General features: G+C 64.5%; 20 protein-coding genes, 1 tRNA gene and 1 riboswitch. Of the genes, 8 read left to right on the forward strand and 13 right to left on the reverse strand.

Annotation, left to right across the window (positions count from 1 at the left end; all coding sequences use genetic code 11):
* Positions 1-57 precede the first annotated feature (57 nt).
* The gene (locus AB4Z48_RS07160) at positions 58-1,251 is read left to right on the forward strand and encodes an acyl-CoA dehydrogenase (protein ID WP_441613203.1); all 1,194 of its coding nucleotides are present in this window, start codon (positions 58-60) and stop codon (positions 1,249-1,251) included.
* Positions 1,252-1,423: 172 nt separating this feature from the next.
* Here AB4Z48_RS07160 and AB4Z48_RS07165 read toward each other — a convergent pair whose 3' ends face one another.
* Entirely contained in the window at positions 1,424-2,062 is a 639-nt protein-coding gene (locus tag AB4Z48_RS07165; protein WP_441613204.1) for a peroxiredoxin, read from the reverse strand.
* A gap of 231 nt (positions 2,063-2,293) precedes the next feature.
* On the opposite strand from AB4Z48_RS07165, the gene AB4Z48_RS07170 reads away from it, so the two are divergent.
* The 5 genes from AB4Z48_RS07170 to AB4Z48_RS07190 all read left to right on the forward strand — a co-directional run bounded on the left by AB4Z48_RS07170 (position 2,294) and on the right by AB4Z48_RS07190 (position 6,984).
* The gene (locus AB4Z48_RS07170; RefSeq protein WP_369796917.1) at positions 2,294-2,611 is read left to right on the forward strand and encodes a DUF883 family protein; all 318 of its coding nucleotides are present in this window, start codon (positions 2,294-2,296) and stop codon (positions 2,609-2,611) included.
* A 174-nt stretch (positions 2,612-2,785) separates the two neighbouring features.
* Positions 2,786-3,166 carry a phage holin family protein gene (locus AB4Z48_RS07175; protein WP_441613205.1) on the forward strand — a complete coding sequence of 127 codons (381 nt, stop codon included), beginning with the start codon at positions 2,786-2,788 and terminating at the stop codon, positions 3,164-3,166.
* On the forward strand, positions 3,163-3,693 hold the full coding sequence (locus AB4Z48_RS07180; RefSeq protein WP_441613206.1) for a DUF3318 domain-containing protein: 531 nt from the start codon (positions 3,163-3,165) through the stop codon (positions 3,691-3,693). Before AB4Z48_RS07175 ends, AB4Z48_RS07180 begins: the two co-directional genes overlap by 4 nt.
* Before the next feature lie 200 nt (positions 3,694-3,893).
* Positions 3,894-5,078, forward strand: coding sequence for an AI-2E family transporter (locus AB4Z48_RS07185; RefSeq protein WP_441613207.1), 1,185 nt, complete (start codon positions 3,894-3,896; stop codon positions 5,076-5,078).
* Between the two features lie 40 nt (positions 5,079-5,118).
* Positions 5,119-6,984, forward strand: coding sequence for a S9 family peptidase (locus AB4Z48_RS07190; protein ID WP_441613208.1), 1,866 nt, complete (start codon positions 5,119-5,121; stop codon positions 6,982-6,984).
* Between the two features lie 117 nt (positions 6,985-7,101).
* Here AB4Z48_RS07190 and AB4Z48_RS07195 read toward each other — a convergent pair.
* From AB4Z48_RS07195 to ybgC, 10 genes are all read right to left on the reverse strand, one after another.
* Positions 7,102-7,177: transfer RNA gene (locus AB4Z48_RS07195), tRNA-Lys, on the reverse strand.
* An 85-nt stretch (positions 7,178-7,262) separates the two neighbouring features.
* Positions 7,263-8,378 carry a YeeE/YedE family protein gene (locus AB4Z48_RS07200; protein WP_441613209.1) on the reverse strand — a complete coding sequence of 372 codons (1,116 nt, stop codon included), beginning with the start codon at positions 8,376-8,378 and terminating at the stop codon, positions 7,263-7,265.
* Between the two features lie 102 nt (positions 8,379-8,480).
* The gene (gene queC, locus AB4Z48_RS07205; protein ID WP_441613210.1) at positions 8,481-9,236 is read right to left on the reverse strand and encodes a 7-cyano-7-deazaguanine synthase QueC; all 756 of its coding nucleotides are present in this window, start codon (positions 9,234-9,236) and stop codon (positions 8,481-8,483) included.
* A gap of 76 nt (positions 9,237-9,312) precedes the next feature.
* Positions 9,313-10,071 (reverse strand): tol-pal system protein YbgF, encoded by a 759-nt coding sequence (ybgF, locus tag AB4Z48_RS07210; RefSeq protein WP_441613211.1) that lies wholly within the window; start codon positions 10,069-10,071, stop codon positions 9,313-9,315.
* A gap of 18 nt (positions 10,072-10,089) precedes the next feature.
* Complete coding sequence (pal, locus tag AB4Z48_RS07215; RefSeq protein WP_441613212.1) at positions 10,090-10,602, reverse strand: peptidoglycan-associated lipoprotein Pal; 513 nt, start codon at positions 10,600-10,602, stop codon at positions 10,090-10,092.
* A 16-nt stretch (positions 10,603-10,618) separates the two neighbouring features.
* Complete coding sequence (gene tolB, locus AB4Z48_RS07220; protein ID WP_441613213.1) at positions 10,619-11,884, reverse strand: Tol-Pal system beta propeller repeat protein TolB; 1,266 nt, start codon at positions 11,882-11,884, stop codon at positions 10,619-10,621.
* Between the two features lie 144 nt (positions 11,885-12,028).
* Positions 12,029-13,177 (reverse strand): cell envelope integrity protein TolA, encoded by a 1,149-nt coding sequence (gene tolA, locus AB4Z48_RS07225; protein WP_441613215.1) that lies wholly within the window; start codon positions 13,175-13,177, stop codon positions 12,029-12,031.
* Positions 13,178-13,196: 19 nt separating this feature from the next.
* On the reverse strand, positions 13,197-13,634 hold the full coding sequence (gene tolR / locus AB4Z48_RS07230) for a protein TolR (RefSeq protein ID WP_441613216.1): 438 nt from the start codon (positions 13,632-13,634) through the stop codon (positions 13,197-13,199).
* A gap of 69 nt (positions 13,635-13,703) precedes the next feature.
* Positions 13,704-14,387 (reverse strand): protein TolQ, encoded by a 684-nt coding sequence (gene tolQ, locus AB4Z48_RS07235; RefSeq protein WP_441613217.1) that lies wholly within the window; start codon positions 14,385-14,387, stop codon positions 13,704-13,706.
* Positions 14,384-14,788 carry a tol-pal system-associated acyl-CoA thioesterase gene (gene ybgC / locus AB4Z48_RS07240; protein ID WP_441613218.1) on the reverse strand — a complete coding sequence of 135 codons (405 nt, stop codon included), beginning with the start codon at positions 14,786-14,788 and terminating at the stop codon, positions 14,384-14,386. The genes tolQ and ybgC overlap by 4 nt, the downstream gene beginning before the upstream one ends.
* A 163-nt stretch (positions 14,789-14,951) precedes the next feature.
* A riboswitch (ZMP/ZTP riboswitch) is annotated at positions 14,952-15,053 on the forward strand.
* Positions 15,054-15,175: 122 nt separating this feature from the next.
* Between ybgC and glyA the strand changes: the two genes are divergently transcribed.
* Positions 15,176-16,423 carry a serine hydroxymethyltransferase gene (glyA, locus tag AB4Z48_RS07245; protein WP_441613219.1) on the forward strand — a complete coding sequence of 416 codons (1,248 nt, stop codon included), beginning with the start codon at positions 15,176-15,178 and terminating at the stop codon, positions 16,421-16,423.
* 159 nt (positions 16,424-16,582) lie between these two features.
* Positions 16,583-17,047: a transcriptional regulator NrdR gene (gene nrdR, locus AB4Z48_RS07250; protein ID WP_441613220.1), complete on the forward strand. Its 465-nt coding sequence runs from the start codon at positions 16,583-16,585 to the stop codon at positions 17,045-17,047.
* Between the two features lie 44 nt (positions 17,048-17,091).
* Here nrdR and AB4Z48_RS07255 read toward each other — a convergent pair whose 3' ends face one another.
* Complete coding sequence (locus AB4Z48_RS07255; protein ID WP_441613221.1) at positions 17,092-20,688, reverse strand: pilus assembly protein; 3,597 nt, start codon at positions 20,686-20,688, stop codon at positions 17,092-17,094.
* A gap of 6 nt (positions 20,689-20,694) precedes the next feature.
* Positions 20,695-21,210 (reverse strand): pilus assembly PilX family protein, encoded by a 516-nt coding sequence (locus tag AB4Z48_RS07260; protein WP_441613222.1) that lies wholly within the window; start codon positions 21,208-21,210, stop codon positions 20,695-20,697.
* Between the last annotated feature and the right edge of the window lie 12 nt (positions 21,211-21,222).

Below are 21,222 nucleotides of genomic sequence, written 5' to 3' on the forward strand. Positions count from 1 at the left end.
CCCGACCTATCTGCAAGACCACCTGCACTACGAACTGCACTACCGAAGGAGACCTACATGGCTGCCAACGCCGAATTCCACTGGGCCGACCCGCTGTTGCTGGACCACCAACTGAGCGACGACGAGCGCATGGTGCGCGATGCCGCCCAGGCCTATTGCCAGGACAAGCTCGCCCCGCGCGTGCTGCAATCGTTCCGCAATGAGAAGACCGACATCGAGATCTTCCGTGAAATGGGCGAACTCGGCCTGCTCGGCCCGACCATTCCCGAGCAATACGGTGGCCCGGGCCTGAACTACGTGGCCTACGGCCTGATCGCGCGCGAAGTGGAACGTGTGGATTCGGGCTATCGCTCGATGATGAGCGTGCAGTCGTCGCTGGTGATGGTGCCGATCCATGAATTCGGCAGCGAAGCGCAGAAGCAGAAATACCTGCCCAAGCTGGCCAGCGGCGAATGGATCGGCTGCTTCGGCCTGACCGAACCCAATCACGGCTCCGACCCGGGCTCCATGGTCACGCGCGCCAAGAAGGTCGCCGGCGGCTATGAGCTGAGCGGCGCCAAGATGTGGATCACCAACTCGCCGATCGCCGATGTGTTCGTGGTGTGGGGCAAGCTGGCCGGCGACGATGGCAAGGAAGCCATCCGCGGCTTTATCCTGGAAAAGGGCTGGAAGGGCCTGACGGCTCCCGCCATCCACGGCAAGGTGGGCCTGCGCACCTCGATCACCGGCGAAATCGTCATGGACCAGGTGTTCGTGCCGGAGGAAAACCTGATGCCCGGCGTGTCCGGCCTGAAGGGTCCCTTCACCTGCCTGAACTCGGCGCGCTACGGTATCGCCTGGGGCGCGCTCGGCGCCGCCGAATTCTGCTGGCACACCGCCCGCCAGTACACCCTGGACCGCCTGCAGTTCGGCCGCCCGCTGGCCGCCAACCAGCTCGTGCAGAAGAAGCTGGCCGACATGCAGACCGAGATCACGCTGGGCCTGCAAGGCTGCCTGCGCCTGGGCCGCATGAAGGACGAAGGCACCGCCGCGGTCGAGATCACCTCGATCATGAAGCGCAATTCCTGCGGCAAGTCGCTGGACATCGCCCGCGTGGCGCGCGACATGCTCGGCGGCAACGGCATCTCGGACGAATTCGGCGTGATCCGCCATGTGGTGAACCTCGAGGTCGTCAATACCTACGAGGGCACGCATGACATCCACGCGCTGATCCTGGGCCGCGCCCAGACCGGCATCCAGGCGTTCTACTGAAGCCTGCGCGGCACCGCCGCCCGTTGCGACCAATCTCTCCCGAGAAATAAAAAGGCCCGGCTGCGAAGCCGGGCCAAGCACACTACCAAGGAGAGACGACGGGCGAGCCCATCGCGTTACAACACCGTGACGCTCCGGCCCGGCGCAATGCGCCCGGCCGGCCGCAAGGCCATTACCTGTTGGGCTGCGGCGTCAACCGAAGATAGGGCCGCACGGCCTTGTAGCCCTTCGGGAATTTCTGCCTGATGACTTCCTCGTCCTTCAGCGAAGGCACGATCACCACGTCATCGCCGTCCTGCCAGTTGCCCGGCGTGGCGACGCTGTGGTTGTCGGTGAGCTGCAGCGAATCGATCACCCGCAGGATCTCGTTGAAATTGCGCCCGGTGCTGGCCGGATACGTGATGATCAGGCGCACCTTCTTCTTCGGATCGATCACGAACAGCGAACGCACCGTCAGGGTTTCGTTCGCGTTGGGATGGATCATGTCGTAGAGCTGCGAGACCTTGCGGTCGCCATCGGCGATGATCGGGAAGTTGACCACCGTGCCCTGGGTATCGTTGATGTCCTTGATCCACTCCCGATGGGATTCGACCGAGTCGACCGACAGCGCAATGGCCTTGACGTTGCGGCTGGCGAAGTCGCCCTTGAGCTTGGCGGTCAGGCCCAGTTCGGTGGTGCAGACGGGCGTGAAATCGGCCGGGTGCGAGAACAGCACGCCCCAGCTATCGCCAAGCCACTGGTGGAAGCTGATCTGGCCTTCACTGGAATCCTGCTCGAAATCCGGGGCGAGGTCGCCAAGACGTAATGCCATTAATGTCTCCTTCATGGGCCAAATTAGGGTTGAACCAGTCTAGTCCGATTGCGATCCAACCCAAACGAATATAAAGTCACTACAAAATCACCTTTGTGTCTTTAGGACCTTTGACATACGTTACTGTCCTACATGCGATGTCGGACCCGTGGTGTTGAAACCACGGCGGTTCCCCGCATATGCTAGGAAAGAGGGCGAGAAAAATGCCCGAGAACGTGCGAGGAAGGCAAAATGTCACAATCCGAAACCACCGCCCGCAAACAGGAGAAACTGATGAGCGATGTCAAGACCGTGTTGTCCGATGCCGAAGAACTGCTTAAGCAAGCGGCCTCGACCACTGGCGAGAAAGCCGCCGAACTGCGCGAACGCGGCATGGGCCTGCTGAAGCAAGCCAAGGAGAAAGCCCAGGACCTGCAGGACGCAGTCGTCACCAAGAGCAAGGCGGCAGCTCGCGCCACCGATGACTACGTGCACGATCACCCGTGGCGCGCCGTGGGCGTGGCGGCCGGCGTCGGCCTGCTGGTCGGCCTGCTGCTCAACCGCAAGTAATTCGGATTTTTCGAACTGCCGGGCCAGCGGGCCCGGCACCAGAACCCGAGCGCCCTGCAGGCCCGCCTGGCGGGCATGCAGGGCGAATGCCTCGCGGGCAGGCCTTACGCCGCCCGCCTGGCTTCCCGTCCGCAACCGGTGCAGCCTTCCGTTGCACGCCCTTGCCGGAATTGCATGAGCGACCCCACCCCTTCCCCCAAGTTCATGGACGCCCTGCGCAGCCTGGCAGGATCGTTGGTGGCGATGATGCTGACGCGCCTCGAACTTGCCACCGTCGAACTCGCGGAAGAACGAACCCGCCTGATGAAGATGGCCTTGCTGGCCTGCTTCGGCCTGGTGTTCTTCGGCCTGTCCATGGTCACGCTTACGTTCCTGATCGCCATCGTATTCTGGGATTCCTACCGCTGGCAGGCCCTGGGCGCGCTGGTCGCGCTCTACCTGCTCGCCTGCGTGGCCTGCCTGGCCATGGCGCGCCATCTCGTGCGCAACGCCCCGCCCCTGTTCGAGGCCACGCTGGCCGAGATCGACAAAGACCGGGAGATCCTGCGCCGATGAGCACGCCATCCACTCCCCCCGAGGCGCCCGACGACCAGGCGGATACGGCGGCGGCCCGCGCTACCGGGCAGCCCCGCGCGCATCCCCGCCCCGTGCGTCATTCCCGCGAAGTCCGCCTGCCACTCGCGATCCGCAAGGAATTGCTGATCACGCGTGCCCTGATTGAGCGCCATGACTGCGCCGAGGCCCTGCGCCAGGTGCGTGGCGGCGCGGTCCGGCTCGGCCGCTTCAGCACATGGCTGCCACGCATGACGCGGCCAGCCTCCTGGCTCAAGCTGCTAGGCCTGGCCAAGGACTATCCGATGCTCAGTTCGGCCGTGTCCCTGGCCCTGCCCCTGGTGCGCAGGACCCCGGTGCTGCGCTGGGGCTGGAAGCTCGCCAAGTTGGGCGGCCTGGCGGCGGCCGGCTACTGGGCCTACGAGACCTGGCAGAAAGGCACGGCCGAGGCACGGCAGGCACGGCCCGGCCCCGGCGATACCCCCGCCGGCACCATCGACACCGGCTTCCGCGACCCCCTGGTACGCTAGATGCCGTCATGCCGGGCCGCCGCACTGGCGGCCCTGTCCCGCGCACACGCGCCACGGGGCACACCGCGCAGCGCGCCGCGGCACCAGTCACGCCAGATCTCCACATGGCGCGCGCGGCAGGAACCCGTTGCGGAAACGAGATCCGGGCGAGGTCCTTTTTAGACCAGCCCCGAAGGATTTGCCACGCAAGGTAGAGCGCAATGACCCAACGAGCGGATATGCAGCAGAAGGCGTTCTATCTGCTCCTGGCGGCAGTCTCGATAGCCTTTTGCTTCGTGCTGTGGCCATTCTTCGGCGCCGTGTTCTGGGGCGCCATCCTCGCCATCATCTTCACACCGCCGAACAACTGGCTCACGCGCCGCATGGGCGGTCGCCGCAACCTGGCCGCGCTGACCACGCTCACGCTGTGCCTGCTGATCGTGGTGCTGCCGCTGATCTTCGTCACCGGCGCGCTGATGCAGGAAATCAGCATGGTCTACCAGCAGATCAAGTCGGGCCAGATCAACTTCGGCTCCTACTTCCAGCAAGCGGTGCATGCGCTGCCGCCTTCCATCGGCAGGGTGCTGGAACGCTTCGGCCTTTCGGACATCGCCGACCTGCAGCGAAAGCTGACCGCCGGCGCCGCCCAGGCCAGCCAGCTGATTGCCACACAGGCGCTGAGCATCGGACAGAACACCTTCCAGTTCGTGATCAGCTTCGGCGTGATGCTGTACCTGCTGTTTTTCCTGCTGCGCGATGGCCCCGAGATCTCGCGCCGCATCGTGCATGCCATCCCGCTGAGCGAGCCGCACAAGCTGCACCTGTTGCGCAAGTTCACCACCGTGGCGCGCGCCACCGTCAAGGGCAATATCGCCGTGGCGGCGGTGCAAGGCGCGCTCGGCGGCCTGATCTTCTGGTTCCTCGGCATCCAGGGCTCGCTGCTGTGGGGCGTGCTGATGGCCTTCCTTTCGCTGCTGCCCGCCATCGGCGCGGCGCTGATCTGGGGGCCGGTGGCAATCTACTTCCTGCTGACCGGCGACGTCGGCAAGGGCTCGATCCTGATCGGCTTCTGCGTGGTGGTGATCGGCGCGGTGGACAACGTGCTGCGCCCCATCCTGGTCGGCAAGGACACCCGCATGCCCGACTGGGTGGTCCTGATCTCCACGCTGGGCGGCATGGCGCTGTTCGGGCTGAACGGCTTCGTCATCGGTCCGCTGATCGCCGCGCTGTTCATCGCCAGCTGGGACCTGTCCACCTCCACGCGCGAGGAAATCGAACGCCGCGAGGCTGCGCAGGACCAGGCCGCGACACCCCCGCCGGCGCCCGACATGGCCGCCAGCCCTGCCGCCCCGGCCACGCCGGCCAGCCCGCAGGACCGCCGCCCTGCCGCGGACCGCACCGAGTAAGCACGCCGCGGGCATCCCCGCATCCATCCAGGAGCAAGCCTTGAACCAGAGCGACACAAAACCCAGGCACTACACGGTGCGCGAGCTGTTCCGCAAGCCGGACCGCTCCCAGTTCTCGATCTCGCCGGACGGGCGCCACCTGTCGTTCCTGGCGCGCCACCAGGGCCGCCAGAACATCTTCGTGCAAGCCATCGACGCCGAAGGCAACCTCCTTGGCGAAGCCCGGCCGCTGACCGGAGAAACCGAGCGCGACCTGCCCTTCCATACATGGAAAGGCAATGCGCACATTCTCTACATCAAGGACTTCGGCGGCGACGAGAATTTCCATGTGCTGTCGGTGCCAATCGACGGCGGCGATCCGGTCGACCTGACCCCGTACCCGGACGTTCGCGCGGACATCGTCGATGACCTCGAGGACGACGACCGCCATATCCTGCTGTCGCACAACCGGCGCGACCCGCAGGTGTTCGACGTGCTGCGCGTGGACGTGGTGACCGGGGAATCGGTACAGATCGCCGAGAACCCCGGCAATGTGATGAGCTGGGGCACCGACCATGCCGGCCGCCTGCGCGTGGCCACGGCAAGCGACGGCGTCAACACCACCCTGCTCTACCGCGATGCCGAAGACGAGCCGTTCCGCCCCATCCTCACCACGGATTTCCGCGAGACGGTCTCGCCGCTGTTCTTCACCTTCGACGATGCCCGGCTCTACGTGCAATCGAACCGCGGCCGCGACAAGCTGGCCATCTTCGAGTTCGACCCGCAAACCGCGCAGGAAGGGCGCCTGGTGTTCGAGCACGGCGAGGTCGATRCCGGCGGCCTGGCGTATTCGCGCCACCGCCGCGTGCTGACCGCCGCCTGGTACACGGACTGGAAGACCCGCCGGCATTTCTTCGACGCGCGCAGCGAGCAGATCCATGCCGACCTGGAACGCCAGCTGCCGGGCTACGAGCACCACGTCACCAGCATCACGCGCGACGAGACCCGCATGATCGTCTCGGCATCGAGCGACCGCACTACCGGCACGCGCTACCTGTACGACAGCGACACGCGCAAGCTGGTCTCGCTCGGGCAGATCCTGCCGTGGCTCGACGAGGCCGACATGGCGCCGATGCAAGCGGTGAGCTTCACCTCGCGCGATGGCCTGCAACTGCACGGCTACCTGACGCTGCCGCTGGCAGCCGGGGCCGAGCCAGGGAACCTGCCGCTGGTGGTCAACCCGCACGGCGGCCCGTGGACGCGCGACGTGTGGGGCTTCAACCCCGAGGTGCAGTTGCTGGCCAACCGCGGCTATGCGGTGCTGCAGATCAACTTCCGCGGCTCGACCGGCTACGGGCGCAAGTTCTGGGAAGCCAGCTTCAAGCAATGGGGCAGGACGATGCAGAACGACATCGACGACGGCGTCGACTGGCTGACCGCGCAAGGCATCGCCGATGCGCGCCGCGTGGCGATCTACGGCGGCAGCTACGGCGGCTATGCCACCCTGGCGGGTGTGGCCTTCACGCCCGAGCGCTATGCTGCGGCCATCGACTACGTAGGCGTATCGAACCTGTTCACGCTGCTGGAGACCATTCCCGCCTACTGGACGCCGATGCTCGACATGCTCTACGAGATGATCGGCAACCCCGACGACGAGAACGACCGCAAGGCCATGCACGACGCCTCGCCGGTATTCTTCGCCGACCGCATCCGCACGCCGCTGCTGGTGGCCCAGGGCGCCAACGACCCGCGCGTCAAGCAGGCGGAGAGCGACCAGATCGTCGAGGCGCTGCGCGCGCGCGGCGTCGACGTGGCCTACCTGCTCAAGGAGAACGAAGGACACGGCTTCCACAACGAAGAAAACCGCTTCGATTTCTACGAGGCGATGGAAGCGTTCCTTGCCAAGCACCTGGGCAAGCCCGCCTGAGCGGGCGATCTGGCCCGGGCGAACACCGTCCGGGCCAGGTCCGGACCGAGCCGGAAGGCAAAACGGAACGCAAAACAAAAAGGGCCTGTGACTTGCGCCACAGGCCCTTCGTAATGCTGGTGGGTCGTGCGTGACTCGAACACGCGACCAACGGATTAAAAGTCCGCTGCTCTACCGACTGAGCTAACGACCCGGAAAAACTGAAGCCGCGATTATAGGAAGATACCGGCCTCTATGTCAACCTTGGAACGCAGGCACGGTGTGATAAGCCATGCTGGCTAGGCCATGCGCTCAAGGCGCCATATCTGGTAGCGAAAGCCCAGTACCGAGCCCGCCAGGATGCCGGCCAGCGCAATGAACGAGCCGATCGCCAGCGTCGACACGCCCGACAGGCCCTGCCCGATGGTACAGCCGAGCGCGGTCACGCCGCCGGCGCCCATCAGGATGCCGCCCACCATATGGTTGCCGACGTCCTCGGCGTTACCGAACCCTTCCCAGCGGAACGTGCCCGTGACCAGCGCGTAGGCGGCGGCACCGGCCACCACGCCGAACACGCTGACGATACCAAGCGTCAACACTTTGCTCTTGTCGCTGAACAGCATCAGCCAGTCGAGCGTATAGGCGTACGGCGCGACGAAGCTCAGGCTTTCCATGCGGCCGCTGTTGGTGGCAACGAACAGTTCTTCGAGCGTATTGGGATCCTCGGCGACATAGCCGAGATGCCCCGACACATACCACATCGCCACGATGATCAGGCCTACGGCAAGGCCGCCGAGCAGGTTGTCGAAGGTGCGGAAGCCCCGCCCCGCCAGCGCCCAGATCACAAGCGCCCCGCCCAGCACCAGCGCCATGCCGAGTTGCAGGGTCGGGCGCGCCATGCCGCTGGCGTGCGCCAGCACGGACGGCAGGTCCTGCGTGGTGGGCAACGTGAGCGATACCGCATCGACCGTGTTGACGCGGATCACGCCGAACAGCCCGCGCAGCGTCATATAGGCCGACAGCCCGAGGAAGACAAAGACCACCAGCGATTTCAGGTTGCCCGCACCGATGCGCACCAGCGTCTTGCTGCCGCAGCCCGAAGCCAGCACCATGCCAAAGCCGAACATCAGCCCGCCCACCAGCGCGGAAAGCCAGCCCAGCTTGCTGGCCGCATAGATGGTCTTGGTGGGGTCGATCAGGCCGCCCGCGGCCAGCGCGCCCGTGCCGATCATCGCCACGCCGATGGCCAGCCCCCACATGCGCATGCGGCTCCAGTCGCCCATGTTGACGATGTCGGAGACGGCGCCCATGGTGCAGAAATGCGTGCGTTGCAGCACCGCGCCGAAGAGGAAGGTCAGGATGAACGTGCTGGCCAGTATGGTACGGCTGAGCGCGGCGATGTCGATTTCAGGCATGGGTGTCCGGCGGGGGAAGCGGAACGGGGAAAGGGATGGGGAAAGGGGCGGATGTGGCGCCGGCCAGACGGCACGCGATCGCGCCGCCTTGCCGGTCAGCCGTCAGGCAGCATCCTGGTAGCGCGTGGGATCGGGCACGCCGGCGGCCTCGAAGCCGCTGCGGCGGATGCGGCAGGAATCGCAGACACCGCAGGCGCGGCCATCGTCGTCGGCCTGGTAGCACGACACGGTCATGCCGTAGTCAACGCCAAGGCGGACCCCGGCGCGGATGATCTCGGCCTTGGTCATGTCGATGATGGGCGCATGCACGCGAATGCGCTCGCCTTCCACGCCGGCCTTGGTGGCCAGGTTGGCCAGCGCCTCGTAGGCGGAGACGTACTCGGGGCGGCAGTCCGGATAGCCGGAATAGTCGACCGCGTTGGCGCCGAAGAACAAGTCGCGCCCGCCCACGGCCTCGGCCCAGCCGAGCGCCAGCGACAGCATGATCGTATTGCGCGCCGGCACGTAGGTCACGGGGATGCCGCCGAGGGCACCGTCGGTGGGCACATCGAGGCTGTCGTCGGTCAGGGCCGAGCCGCCGAAGCGGCGCAGGTCCAGGTCGATGATCTCGTGGCGCACCGCGCCGAGGGCCGCGGCCACGCGCCTGGCCGCCTCCAGCTCGGAGGAATGGCGCTGGCCGTAGCGCATCGACAGGGCATAGGTCTCGAAGCCCTGCGCATTGGCCATGGCGAGGACGGTGGCGGAATCCAGGCCGCCGGAGAGCAGGACGATAGCGCGTTTTTTCATGATGGCGGGGGCGCGGCGCCGCACGGCGGCACGCGGAAAATCAGGGCGAATCGCGTATTTTAGCGCGAGCATGACAAAGGCCCGCGAATGCGGGCCTTTGTCATGCTCCGGCAAGGCCGCCCTTTCGAGGCGCCGGCCCGCGCAACGCCTACTTCAGCGTCTTCAGGCGATTGCTCGCTGCCTGCGCGCCCTCGGTGCCAGGATACTTTGCCACCACCTGCTCCAGGGTCTTGCGGGCCGCGGGCTTCTGGCCCGATTCCATCTGGTTGTTGGCGATGGCGATCAGCGCGTCGGGCACCTTGGGGTGGTCCGGGTACGCCTGCACCATGTTCTGCAACACCGTGGTGGAACCGCGGTAGTCCCGCTGCGCGTACAGCGAGTTGCCGAGCCAGAACTGCGCCAGCGGGACATACGGGCTCTGCGGGTACTTCTTGATGAACCCGGCGAATACGTTGCCCGCGCCCTTGAAGTCCCCGGTCTGGAACTGCTTGAGCGCGGCATCGTACTCGGTCTTCTCGCCAGGTTGCGACAAGCCCTCACGGCCGTCCACGGTGACCTGCTGCGGCTCGAATTTCTTCAGGCGCGCATCGAGGTCGGCGTAGTAGTCCTTCTGCTGCTTCTGCAGCGTGGTCACCTCGTTCTGCAGCATCTCGTTCTGGCCGCGCAGCCGCGCCACTTCCTGGCGCAGGCCCTCGAGCTGGTTCTGCATGTCGAGCTGGGCGCGGCTGTTCTGGTCGATGCGCTGCGATGCCGTCGCCTGGAAACCGTTGAACTGGTCTCGCATGGTAACGATGGCGCGGCGCGCCTCGTCATCGTCGAACACGCCCGCTCGCGCCTGCGCCACCGGCAGCAGGCTGGCGCAGGACATCGCAGTGAGCAATACCAACTTGGAGACGCGTGCTTTCATGAGATGCCTATGCGCGGATTAGTACGTGATGTCCGCGCGGCGGTTTTCCGCCCAGGCGGCTTCGTCGTGACCGGTTGCCTTGGGCTTTTCCTTGCCCAGGCTGACGGCTTCCATCTGGCTTTCAGGCACGCCCAGCGAGGACAGCGAGCGGCGCACGGCCTCGGCGCGCTTCTGGCCCAGCGCCAGGTTGTACTCGCTGGTGCCACGCTCGTCGGTGTTGCCCTGGATCAGGATGCGGCGGCCCTTGTTGGCGCCCAGGTACTTCGAATGCTCGGACAGCATGCCCTGGTAGTCGGACTTGACGCTGTAGCTGTCGAAGTCGAAGTACACGCTGCGCTTGGCCAGCGGGCTGTTCGGGTCGTTCAGCGGATCGCGCGAGACGTCCACCGGCGCCACGGCGCGGGCATCGGTCGTCGGCGCGCCCTTGTTGGCGCCGGCGTTGGCGGTGTCGTCCAGCTTGACGCCGGAGCTGCAGGCGCCGAGGGCCAGCAGTGCGGCTACGGCAAGGGTCTTGGTCATCATTTGGGTCATGGCGTGATACTCCTCGTTATTGCATGAATGGGCCCCAGGACGGCTCGCGAACCTCGCCGGACTGGAGGGACAGAACCTGCCGGGTGCGCCCGTCGGTGGATACCGCCGCCAGCACCGCGCGACCGCCCACCCGGGTGGCGTAGAGAATGTACTTGCCGTTGGCGGCGAAGCTCGGGGCTTCGTCGTTGGCGGTATCGGTCAGCGAAGTGACATCGCCGCTGCCCAGGTCCAGCAGTTGCAGCTTGAAGCCGCCGCTACGGGTAATGTAGGCCAGTTGCTTGCCGTCCGGCGAAATGCGCGGGCTGACGTTGTAGCTGCCCTTGAAGGTCACGCGCTGGGCCGCGCCGGCTTCCTCGCCGCCGGTGGGCATGCGGTAGACCTGCGGCGCACCGCCCCGGTCGCTGGTGAAATAGATGTTGCGGCCGTCCGGCGCGTATTGCGGCTCGGTGTCGATGGCGCTGCTGCGCGTCAGGCGCTTGAGGCCGGAGCCGTCGGCGTTGACCTGGTAGATCTGGGTATTGCCGTCGCGCGACAGCGCCACCGCCAGGCGCTGCCCGTCGGGCGACCACGAAGGCGCGCTGTTGTTGCCCTTCTGGTTCGACACCAGCGTGCGGCGGCCCGAAGCGAGGTCATGCACATAGACCACCGGCTTCTTGGCCTCGAACGAGACGTAGGCAACCTTGCCCCCGTCCGGCGACCACGACGGCGAGATGATCGGCTCGTTGCTGGTCAGCGCCACCTGCGAGTTCTGGCCGTCGGAATCCGAGATCAGCAGCTGGTAGCGGCCACCCACGCGCGCCACATAGGACAGGCGCGTGGCGAACACGCCGCGCTCGCCCAGCAGCTTTTCATAGATGTAGTCGGCGATCTTGTGGCCGGTGACGCGCAGCTGGTTGGCACCGACCGTGAAGGCCAGGCCGCCGAGGCTCTGCCCCTTCTGCGTGTCGTAGAGACGGAAGCGGACATCGTACTGGCCGTTGCCGGTGGGAGTCACGCTGCCGGCCACGAAGGCATCCGCGCCGCGCGACTTCCAGCTGCCCAGGTCGACGTTGGCGGACTCGGCCACCGTGGCGCCGGCCACGTCGACATTGCGGAAGCGGCCACTGCGCTGCAGGTCGCTGCGGATGATGGCGGTGAGGTTCTGCGGTGCCTGCGCCTCGCCCTGGAAGTTGGCCGTGGCAATCGGGAACTGGGTCGGGCCTACGCCGGTGACTTCCACCGTGAATTGCGCCTGGGCGCCGGTTGCCAGCAGCAGCAGGCTACCGAGGAGAAGTCCCTTCATCCAGGCTATGTTCCGTTTGCAGAATCGCATGTCGTTTCCTAACAAATGGTTTAACTTGCCGGCCGTGCCCGGCCATGAGCGCTAGATAGTAGCCGCATCGTCGCCAGGCATCCGTTCACTATGCATATTGTTACGTTCGCCGCTTCAATTGGCATGCGGGCGCAGCCGGATGTCGAAGCTCGGGGGTGCCTTGCCGTTCTCATCCTTGGGCAGCGGATCCGAGTTCTGCACCGCCCTCAGGGCGGCGTCGTCCCAGGCCGCGTTGCCACTCGACGACTTGACCCGAGCCGACAGCAACGCGCCGTCCGGTGCCAGCCGGACCGAGATCACGGCCGCGAGGCTGGCCGGGAAATCCTCCGAATACTTGATATTGGGCTGCACCTTGCGCTGTACGCGATCCGAATAACCCGGCGAGGCCTTGCCACCCGAACCTGCGCCGCTGCCGGCATTGCTGCCCACGCCGCCGGCCCCGCCCGGCACGCCGGCTCCGCCGGCCATGGCCTGCAGCCGCGCCAGTTCGCTGTGGCGCTGCGCGTTGGCGGCGGCATCGCGCTTGGCCTTGGCGTCCGCGTCGGCCTTCGCCTTCGCGCTGGCGGCGGCCTTGGCGTCCGCATTTGCCTTGGCCTTGGCGTCGGCTTCGGCGCGGGCCTTGGCGTCGGCGTCCGCGCGGGCCTTCGCATCCGCGCGGGCCTTGGCGTCGGCTTCCTTGCGGTCGCGCTCGGCCTGCTCCTTGTGCTGCTGCTCCTGCTGGGCGGCAAGCTTGCGCGCGTCTTCCTTGCGTTGCGCGTCCTTGCGCAGGTCTTCCTTGCGTTGATCTTCCTTGCGCTGCGCGTCCTTACGCTGGTCTTCCTTGCGCTGCGCGTCCTTACGCTGGTCTTCCTTGCGCTGGGCCTCCTTGCGGGCCTCTTCCTGGCGCTCGGCTTCCTGGCGCGCGCGCAGATCGGCCTGCTTGCGTGCTTCCTCGCGGGCGGCAGCTTCGGCCTGCTTGCGCTTTTGCTGCTCGAGCGCGATATCGGCGTCTTCCTCGGCGCGGGACTTGACCGCGGGCGCGGGAGGGGCCGGACGCGGCTGCACCACCGGTTCGGGCACGGGACGCGGCGGTGGCGGCGCGACGGCCGTGTCCGGGATTTCTTCCCACAACTCGGCTTCGGCGCCGACCGGAGTGCTGCTTTGCCAGTGCACGCCGTAGTACAGCACGATGCCCAGCAGCAGGTGCATGAAGAGCGCGAGCAGGAAGGAACGCATGGTTCCCCGTTCCTTGACCGGCTGATAAGGATAGGCGACGGTCTTCATCTCGCGCTGCAATGTCTGATTACTTTGACTTGACCATCAGGCCGACGCGCTTGACGCCGTCGGCCTTGAGCACCGACATCACGTCGAGCACGGACTCGTACTTGACCGAGCGGTCGGCGGCGATCACCACGGGCTGGTCGGGATTTTCGTTCTGGCGCTGATGCACGAATGCCACCAGTCCGGCCTTGTCGACCTTGCGGTCGAAGGCGTTGCCGGCATTGTCCTTGCCGCGTGCGGTCAGCTGGCCGTCTTCATGCACGGTCACCACGATCGGCGGCGCCTTCTGCTGCGGCGTGGCGTTGGCCACGGTGGGGAGGTCGACCACGGCCGGATTCACGATCGGTGCCGCCACCATGAAGATGACGAGCAGCACCAGCATCACGTCGATATAGGGAACGACGTTGATCTCGGCGCTGGCCCGGCGGCGCGAACCGCCGCGGCGCTGTATCGCTGCCATATGCGGGTTTCTCCTTGACCTTGACTACGTAACTGCGTGGACTTGCGCGAGCCGGCGCGAACCGGCAGCTCAGCGAGTCTGGCGCTGCAGGATATTCAGGAACTCTTCCATGAAGCTTTCAAAGCGGATTGCCAGGCGATCGATCTCGGTGGCGTAGCGGTTGTAGGCGATCACGGCGGGAATGGCGGCAAACAGGCCGATGGCGGTGGCGACCAGCGCCTCCGCGATGCCGGGCGCCACGGAAGCCAGCGTCGCCTGCTGCACATTCGACAGGCCGCGGAAGGCGTTCATGATCCCCCACACGGTGCCGAACAGGCCGATATAGGGACTGACCGAGCCAACCGACGCCAGGAACGGAAGGTGCGATTCCAGCACATCCATCTCGCGCTGGTAAGCCGCGCGCATGGCGCGCCGGGCGGCGTCGAGCAGGGCCCCGGCTTCGTGGTTGCGCTCGCGTGCCTTCAGGTATTCACCCATGCCGGACTCGAAGATACGTTCCAGGGCACCGGTGCTGTGGCGGTTGTTGGCCGCGCTCTGGTATAGCGCCTGGAGGTCGCCGCCGGCCCAGAAATCGCGCTCGAAGCGCTCCGTCTGGGTGCGCGCGGCGCGCAGCGCCAGGTGCTTGCGGAAGATATATGTCCACGAGAACAGGGACATGACGAGCAGCAGGGCCATGACGGCCTGGGCCAGCAAGCTGGCGTGCAGCACCAGCGAAATGATCGACAGGTCTTGCGTGACGGTCACGGGGTTCATCGGGCGGTCTTGATGGTTGCGAGGACGGGAGCGGGGATGGGGGTCGGGCGGAACGTGCTGCGATCAACACATCCGACACGGATGGCGCCGGTAGCCAGCAACTGCTCCCCACGCCAGGCTTCCTGGGCGAATTGGACCGATGCCGGCCCAACCCGTTCAATCCGGGTCCGGATCTCGAGCAGGTCGTCCAGCCGGGCGGGGGCATTGTAGTCCACCGCCGTGCTCCTGACGATAAAGACCACGCCCGCTCCGTCCGCGAGCGCCTGCTGCTCGATGCCGAGCGAGCGCAGCCACTCGGTCCGGGCGCGCTCGAAGAATTTCAGGTAATTGGCGTAGAAAACCACGCCGCCCGCGTCAGTGTCTTCCCAGTACACCCGCAGGGCCCACACATTGTTGCTCATGGCCGCGATTGTAGCGGACAGGTGGCCCGACCCGGTGTAAACCCTTGTCTGACTTTACAACAATTACATTGTCTGACAGACAAGCCATTGACTTTATGCGCTGCCGCCGCCCGGCCCACGTCTTGCGGCCGGGCGGCGCCTCGCGTAAACTGCCGCCAACCATTCCATCTTGCGCGACTGGCGAAGTCAGTGGGTACTACCACGAGGAAGCGCAAGCTCTCTGGCGCGAAGTTTCAAGCGCCTGCCGCTCGCCTGGGCAGCGAATGGGAAGCAGGGTGCGCCCTGCGCCGGACTTCTGACGTGTCCGGCGCCGGTCGCCTGTGCCTTCCCCGCGCGCCCTACCCCGAAGCCATTCGGATCCCCATTTCTTAAGACGAGTTTTTCGCCATGTTCGAACGCAGCCGCTATACGATCGACCAGATCGACCCCGAGATTTTTGCCGCCATCCAGAAGGAAGACCAGCGCCAGGAAGAGCACATCGAGCTGATCGCCTCGGAAAACTACACCTCGCCGGCCGTGATGGCCGCGCAGGGCTCGCAACTGACCAACAAGTACGCCGAAGGTTATCCCGGCAAGCGCTACTACGGTGGCTGCGAGTACGTCGACGTGGTCGAACAGCTCGCCATCGACCGCGTCAAGCAACTGTTCGGCGCCGAAGCCGCCAACGTGCAGCCCAACTCCGGCTCCCAGGCCAACCAGGGCGTGTTCTTCGCCGCCCTCAAGCCTGGCGACACCATCATGGGCATGAGCCTGGCCGAAGGCGGCCACCTGACCCACGGCATGGCGCTCAACATGAGCGGCAAGTGGTTCAACGTGGTCAGCTACGGCCTGGACGCCAACGAAGACATCGACTACGACGCGCTGGAAAAGCTGGCCCATGAAAAGCAGCCCAAGCTGATCATCGCCGGCGCCTCGGCCTTCGCCCTGCGCATCGACTTCGAGCGCATCGCCCGCGTGGCCAAGTCGGTCGGCGCGCTGTTCATGGTCGACATGGCCCACTACGCCGGCCTGATCGCCGCCGGCGAGTACCCCAACCCGGTGCCGCACGCCGACTTCGTCACCACCACCACCCACAAGAGCCTGCGCGGCCCGCGCGGCGGTGTGATCCTGATGAAGGCCGAGCACGAGAAGGCCATCAACTCGGCCATCTTCCCCGGCATCCAGGGCGGCCCGCTGATGCACGTCATCGCCGGCAAGGCCGTGGCCTTCAAGGAGGCGCTCTCGCCTGAGTTCAAGACCTACCAGCAACAAGTGGTCAAGAACGCCCGCGTGATGGCCGAGACCCTGATCGAGCGCGGCCTGCGCATCGTCTCGGGCCGCACCGAAAGCCACGTGATGCTGGTCGACCTGCGCGCCAAGAAGATCACCGGCAAGGAAGCCGAACGCGTGCTGGGCGAAGCGCACATCACCGCCAACAAGAACGCCATCCCCAACGACCCGGAAAAGCCCTTCGTCACCTCGGGCATCCGCCTGGGCTCGCCGGCCATGACCACCCGCGGCTTCAAGGAAGAAGAAGCCCGCCTGGTGGCCAACCTGGTGGCCGACGTGCTGGACAACCCGCACGACGCAGCCAACATCGCCAGCGTGCGCGAGCAAGTGTCGGCCCTGACCAAGCGTTTCCCGGTCTACGGCTGATGCCCTGCGCCGCCCGCCTGAGCGCGGGCGGCCGGCAGCCCCGTGCCGCTGTGCGGCGCGGGCCTTGCCAACCCGGCCCGGCGCATCACAGAATGACAAGATAACGGGGCGCTGCCCCGCGCAGCCGGCGCCCAGGCTCAAACTACAAGGTGGTCAGGCATGAAATGCCCCTTTTGCGCCCATTCCAATACGCAGGTCCTGGACACGCGCATGTCGGAAGAAGGCGATACCGTTCGCCGCCGCCGCCGCTGCGAATCCTGCGACCGCCGCTTCACCACCTATGAGCGGATCGAACTGTCCTTCCCCGCCATCGTCAAGAAAAACGGCTCCCGCGCGGACTATGCCCGCGACAAGCTGAAGGACTCCATGCGCCTGGCGTTGCGCAAGCGCCCCGTCTCGGCCGAAGCCATCGACGCGTCGCTGGCCCGTATCGAAGAACGACTGCTTGCGCTTGGCGAAAAGGAAATCCCCAGCAGCCAGGTCGGCGAGCAGGTCATGCGCGAACTGCGCCGGCTCGACAAGATTGCGTATATCCGCTTTGCTTCGGTGTATCGGAGCTTCGAGGACGTGGCGGAATTCTCGGACGTGCTGGCCGAGGTGAGCGGGAACAATAGCAAGCGCTGAACACGCGCGGAACAGAGGGGGCTCCCCCCTGCCCCATACGCCATTTATTTCTGGATATAGACCTCCTTCCATGCCACTCGCTTGGATGTCCCCAGAAGATTGATGGGAAGCCGCGATGTGGACGAAGTTGCATTCGACTGCTGGGTAAGCGCATCGAGGTTGCCATTGGTCAGCGCGACCAGGGAGGGTCTCGACGACAGCGCAGTATTGGACAGCGCAATGCCTGTCCACGGAGACTGGCCAGTCAAGGTGAAATTCGTGCTGGGCAGTTCGCCGCCGGTGGTCAAGTCAACGGCGTACAGGTAACTAGACGAGCCACACGTCGCCGCCGAAGGGATGTCGGTCGTAAAGACCAGGATTCCCGCGACTGCTGTCGGATTGGTCACCACACGTTCGCCCGACCCTGGCAGGTCGAAATACCAACCCGGGTTCTTGGTGTAGTCGATTGCGGGGGTGTTACTGATATGCCGAACCGACCCCGATAGTGTCACGGCTCTTTTCACGAGAGCGGTCCGTACGTTGGAGATCAGCGGTGCCGCGGTCATCTTGTCGACCAGCGCATACATCGACTGCACATTGCTGACGCCCAGGTCTGATTGACCGAGCAACAGCCCCGTACCCACGAACACCATGCGCTGCCCGTTATAGACAGTAAGCTCCGGCGCCGAGCTGATCGGCTGTACCTTGCCGGTGCTATCAGCAAGGCTGGCCAGCTTGCTGACGTTCCATGCTGTAGCGGTGGTGCCAGACAGATCGAAACGCCACACATTCCCCAGCAGGTCACCGCCATAGACGTAGTCGATCGTCGCATCGGTGGCGCCGTTCGCCGCAAACGCTGAGATATAGGCCAGCCCGGAAGGCGTAGTGGTATCGCCAACCCCCGTCGAAATCGACTTGAGCACATTGCCGGTCGCAGGATCCAGCACAAACAGCCGGCCCTTGCCATCGCCCTGCGTTCCGCCATTGCGAACCACATTGTTGTTGTAGCCCGACGGCACCAGTACCACCCACCCCATTGCTTTGGTCTTGGCGAGAACAGGCTTGCCGAAGGTCAAGCCAAGGTTGGCTGCGTCCGTACTGCTGGTGGAAGAATTCGGAAACTCCCACTTCACCTTGCTGGCTACGTCCGCATCGCTCTGCGCCGTAGAGCTGGTCACGTCAAGCGCGTAGTAGCCACTCCCACCCGCCCCCAAGCCGCCGACAAGCAATGTTTGCCAGGTCTTGGTACCTGCCATGTAGACATCGCCAACCGCCGGCGTTGCATCCACATAGTATTGGTGCGTGTAGGGCGTCACTGTGTACGCATTCATCTTCCCGCTCGAGGTCAGGAGCGCGCCCGGCACGTAAGCCCAGAGTTCTGCCCCCGAGGACGCATCGAATGCATGCAGCATGCCGTCGTTTGCCCCTTGGTAGATCGCCGACTTGCGTGATGCCAACTGGCTCTGGAAGCTAGGGTAGCCCGGATCCGAATAGTAGGCTGCGGCACCTGCGACATACACGGGCTCCGCCGAAACGATATCGCCGAGAAGCGACGACCGTGTGCGATAGGTGCTGCCTTCCAGCGAACGGTCTCCGCGCAAGTAGCCCAACACGCTGGCTCCGTCAGTCTTCCCAGGAGTATTGAGAAGACTGATAGTGGCCGGCTGCAGGAACCCGGCCCCCGACCCCGCCGCGAACGCAACGCCCTTCCCGTTATCGTAGGTACCGATCCGACGCCCGCTCGGCGTGAGGCTGGTCAGTTGGTCGCGCGCCTTCCACAACGGCGCCGCCGCATTGATAAAGCCGGTTGTCGGGTCGATAGGAGCGGCAGTCAGTTCACCGGACCAATTCTGTCCGTTGTAGCTAGCCATGAACGCCGCGCCGCCGCCGTTGGTGGAACTGACAGCAATCGCCGCATTGGATGCGGACTTCGACAGCAGGCTCTGAAGGACCTGCTGAAAGAACGAAGTCAGGTCCGCGGCATTGGTGGCACGGAACATCTGCCCGCGACCGTTGATAGTGGCGTGCCAAAGGTCGTCCAGGGCGTTCGGACTGTAGTTCTGGGATGTAGCCACCCAGGCTGGCGGGTTAAGGTTCGGATTGGCGGTCTGCGCCGCGTTCTGACCATAGATATAACCTCTGGCTCCCAGTGCCACTGCATACGTATTCATATGCGGGTCGGAGTTCTTGTCGGCATTCCATGAGCTGTCCGTCGAATTCACCGGCACCAGTCCCTTAGTGAGATCGCCGCGCAAATTGTTGACGAAGTAGGAACTGGCAATGTCCGCCAAGGAAGGCTTGGGGATCGACGTGTAAGGCGCGCTATTTATGAAGTTGCTGCTCGCCGAATAGCTTGGCGGCGTCACGGTTGACTTGTTGGCATAGCCATCAGTCAGGATAAAGCCGGCATTCTGCTGGCATGCAAACTTGACCGGCGCATTAGCGTCCGTTCTCATGAACTGCTTGCCAATGAAGTTGAGTGTTTCAAGCGTGGGCGTACCGCCGGACGCTACACTCTGGTAAATCGCCCCCAGCAAGGCGGAGCCATTCTTCGAGTTGTCCGTCGAAGAAAAGTCGTACATGGTGACATCGGTGCCCGCGCCGGAGTTGAAGTTGGTATAGGCGCCATACATGCCCTTGAGATTCGTCAATACCTGGCCCATGCCCGAGGCCAGCATCAGCTTACGCTTGCGGTAGTACTGGAACCAGTTGGCGAAATTCTGCAATTCGGCGCTATATGTACGCCCGCCGGGAAACTTCAGGCTGTTGGCGGCGGTGATCTGCCACTCCCGCACATAGCTGCCATCCGGGGTGGCGTTACATCCGGCGGTATTGGCCTTGCAGGTCGCATCCTTGACGTAGTATGTCGCAGGGCGATACGGAAGCGACACGTCCCAGTAGGTCGCGGCGTCGGGTACCGTGAGATCGGACGCCATATTGCTTGACGTCCAATTGCCATTCTTGGGCTTGTAGTAGATCGTCGTGTAGCCGTTGTCTGACGCCCACTTCGCCGTGATCGTCATGCCAGAAAACATGCGGAAGGCCGTATTGCCCGCCGCGCTGTTTTGCGCAGCGACTGTCGTCGCCAGGTTCCACAGGTAGGGCGAGGACGAACTCTGGGTCGGGTAGTATGGGTGGCTGCGTGTAGCCGCCGTATTCGCGTCGCCGAAACTCTTCATGGCGCTACCCACATAGGCGGTAGGCCACGCGACGTAAGTTACGTTCGGGTTGTAATAGAGCGGGTTGTAGTCCGAACTGCGCATGTACGAGTACTGCGGCAGAGGCGGTATTGCGTAGTGGTCGGAGTTCGAGTCGGCATAGCGGCGCAGATCGCTGTCATTGCTCGTGCTCTGGCCGTTCGGGAACAGATAGGCATACTTCATCCACGGGCTTCCGGACGATCCCGTGTCGTTGAAGTTGAACGTGCCATTCGAGTAGAAGTTCTTGTTGCTCGTATTCCACCACAAGGCACCGTCGCTCGTACTCATCAGCACCTCGAAGTCCATCGACCCCGAATCGTCAACGCCAAAGATGACATTGGGAGGAGCCTGCGACGTTGCGGACAATGGGGTGACGGAGATGTCGGTCGAAGCTGGATAGGCCGAAATCACCGCTAATGCCGAAACTGCCAGACAGGCCTTGAGCAACGTAGAGAATTTCATGGCAGATTATCTGTTAAGGATTGCCTGAACGAATGTCTCGCCGCTACGCGGGCTTGTAACATGTACCGTCACACGATAAGCAACCTGCGGCAATTGCAGCGACGGTGAGCCTACCTGGTAGCTGCCCGGCCCCTGAATCGTCTTGGGACGGGCAGTACATTGTCCGTAAGGATCGGTTACCGGCGTCAGACCACAAAGGCGCTCGACAACGTACTGGTACTGCAGGCCACCGTTGGCGACCTTGACCTGCGGGAAAGTGTTGATGTCGCCCCAGTTCACATTGGGCAGGCCATTCTGGTCCACCGCGAAGGTCCCGGAAGTCGCGTAGTACTGCTTGGTGCTATCCGTGGCATCCGGATTGGCAATCCCGTCAAGAGTGGCCTTTGCCGCGGTCAAGGCCAGGTCGGTCGCATGGCTCGCAGCCTCCTTGAAGGCGATATTGCCGGCCGTGGTTCCGGACACCGACCCGGAGCGCAGCAACGAGACGGCGGACACCAGGATGGCCAGCAGGATGATCAGCACTACCGGAAGTGC

This window comes from Cupriavidus sp. 2TAF22, from assembly GCF_052115045.1.
GTDB lineage: Bacteria > Pseudomonadota > Gammaproteobacteria > Burkholderiales > Burkholderiaceae > Cupriavidus.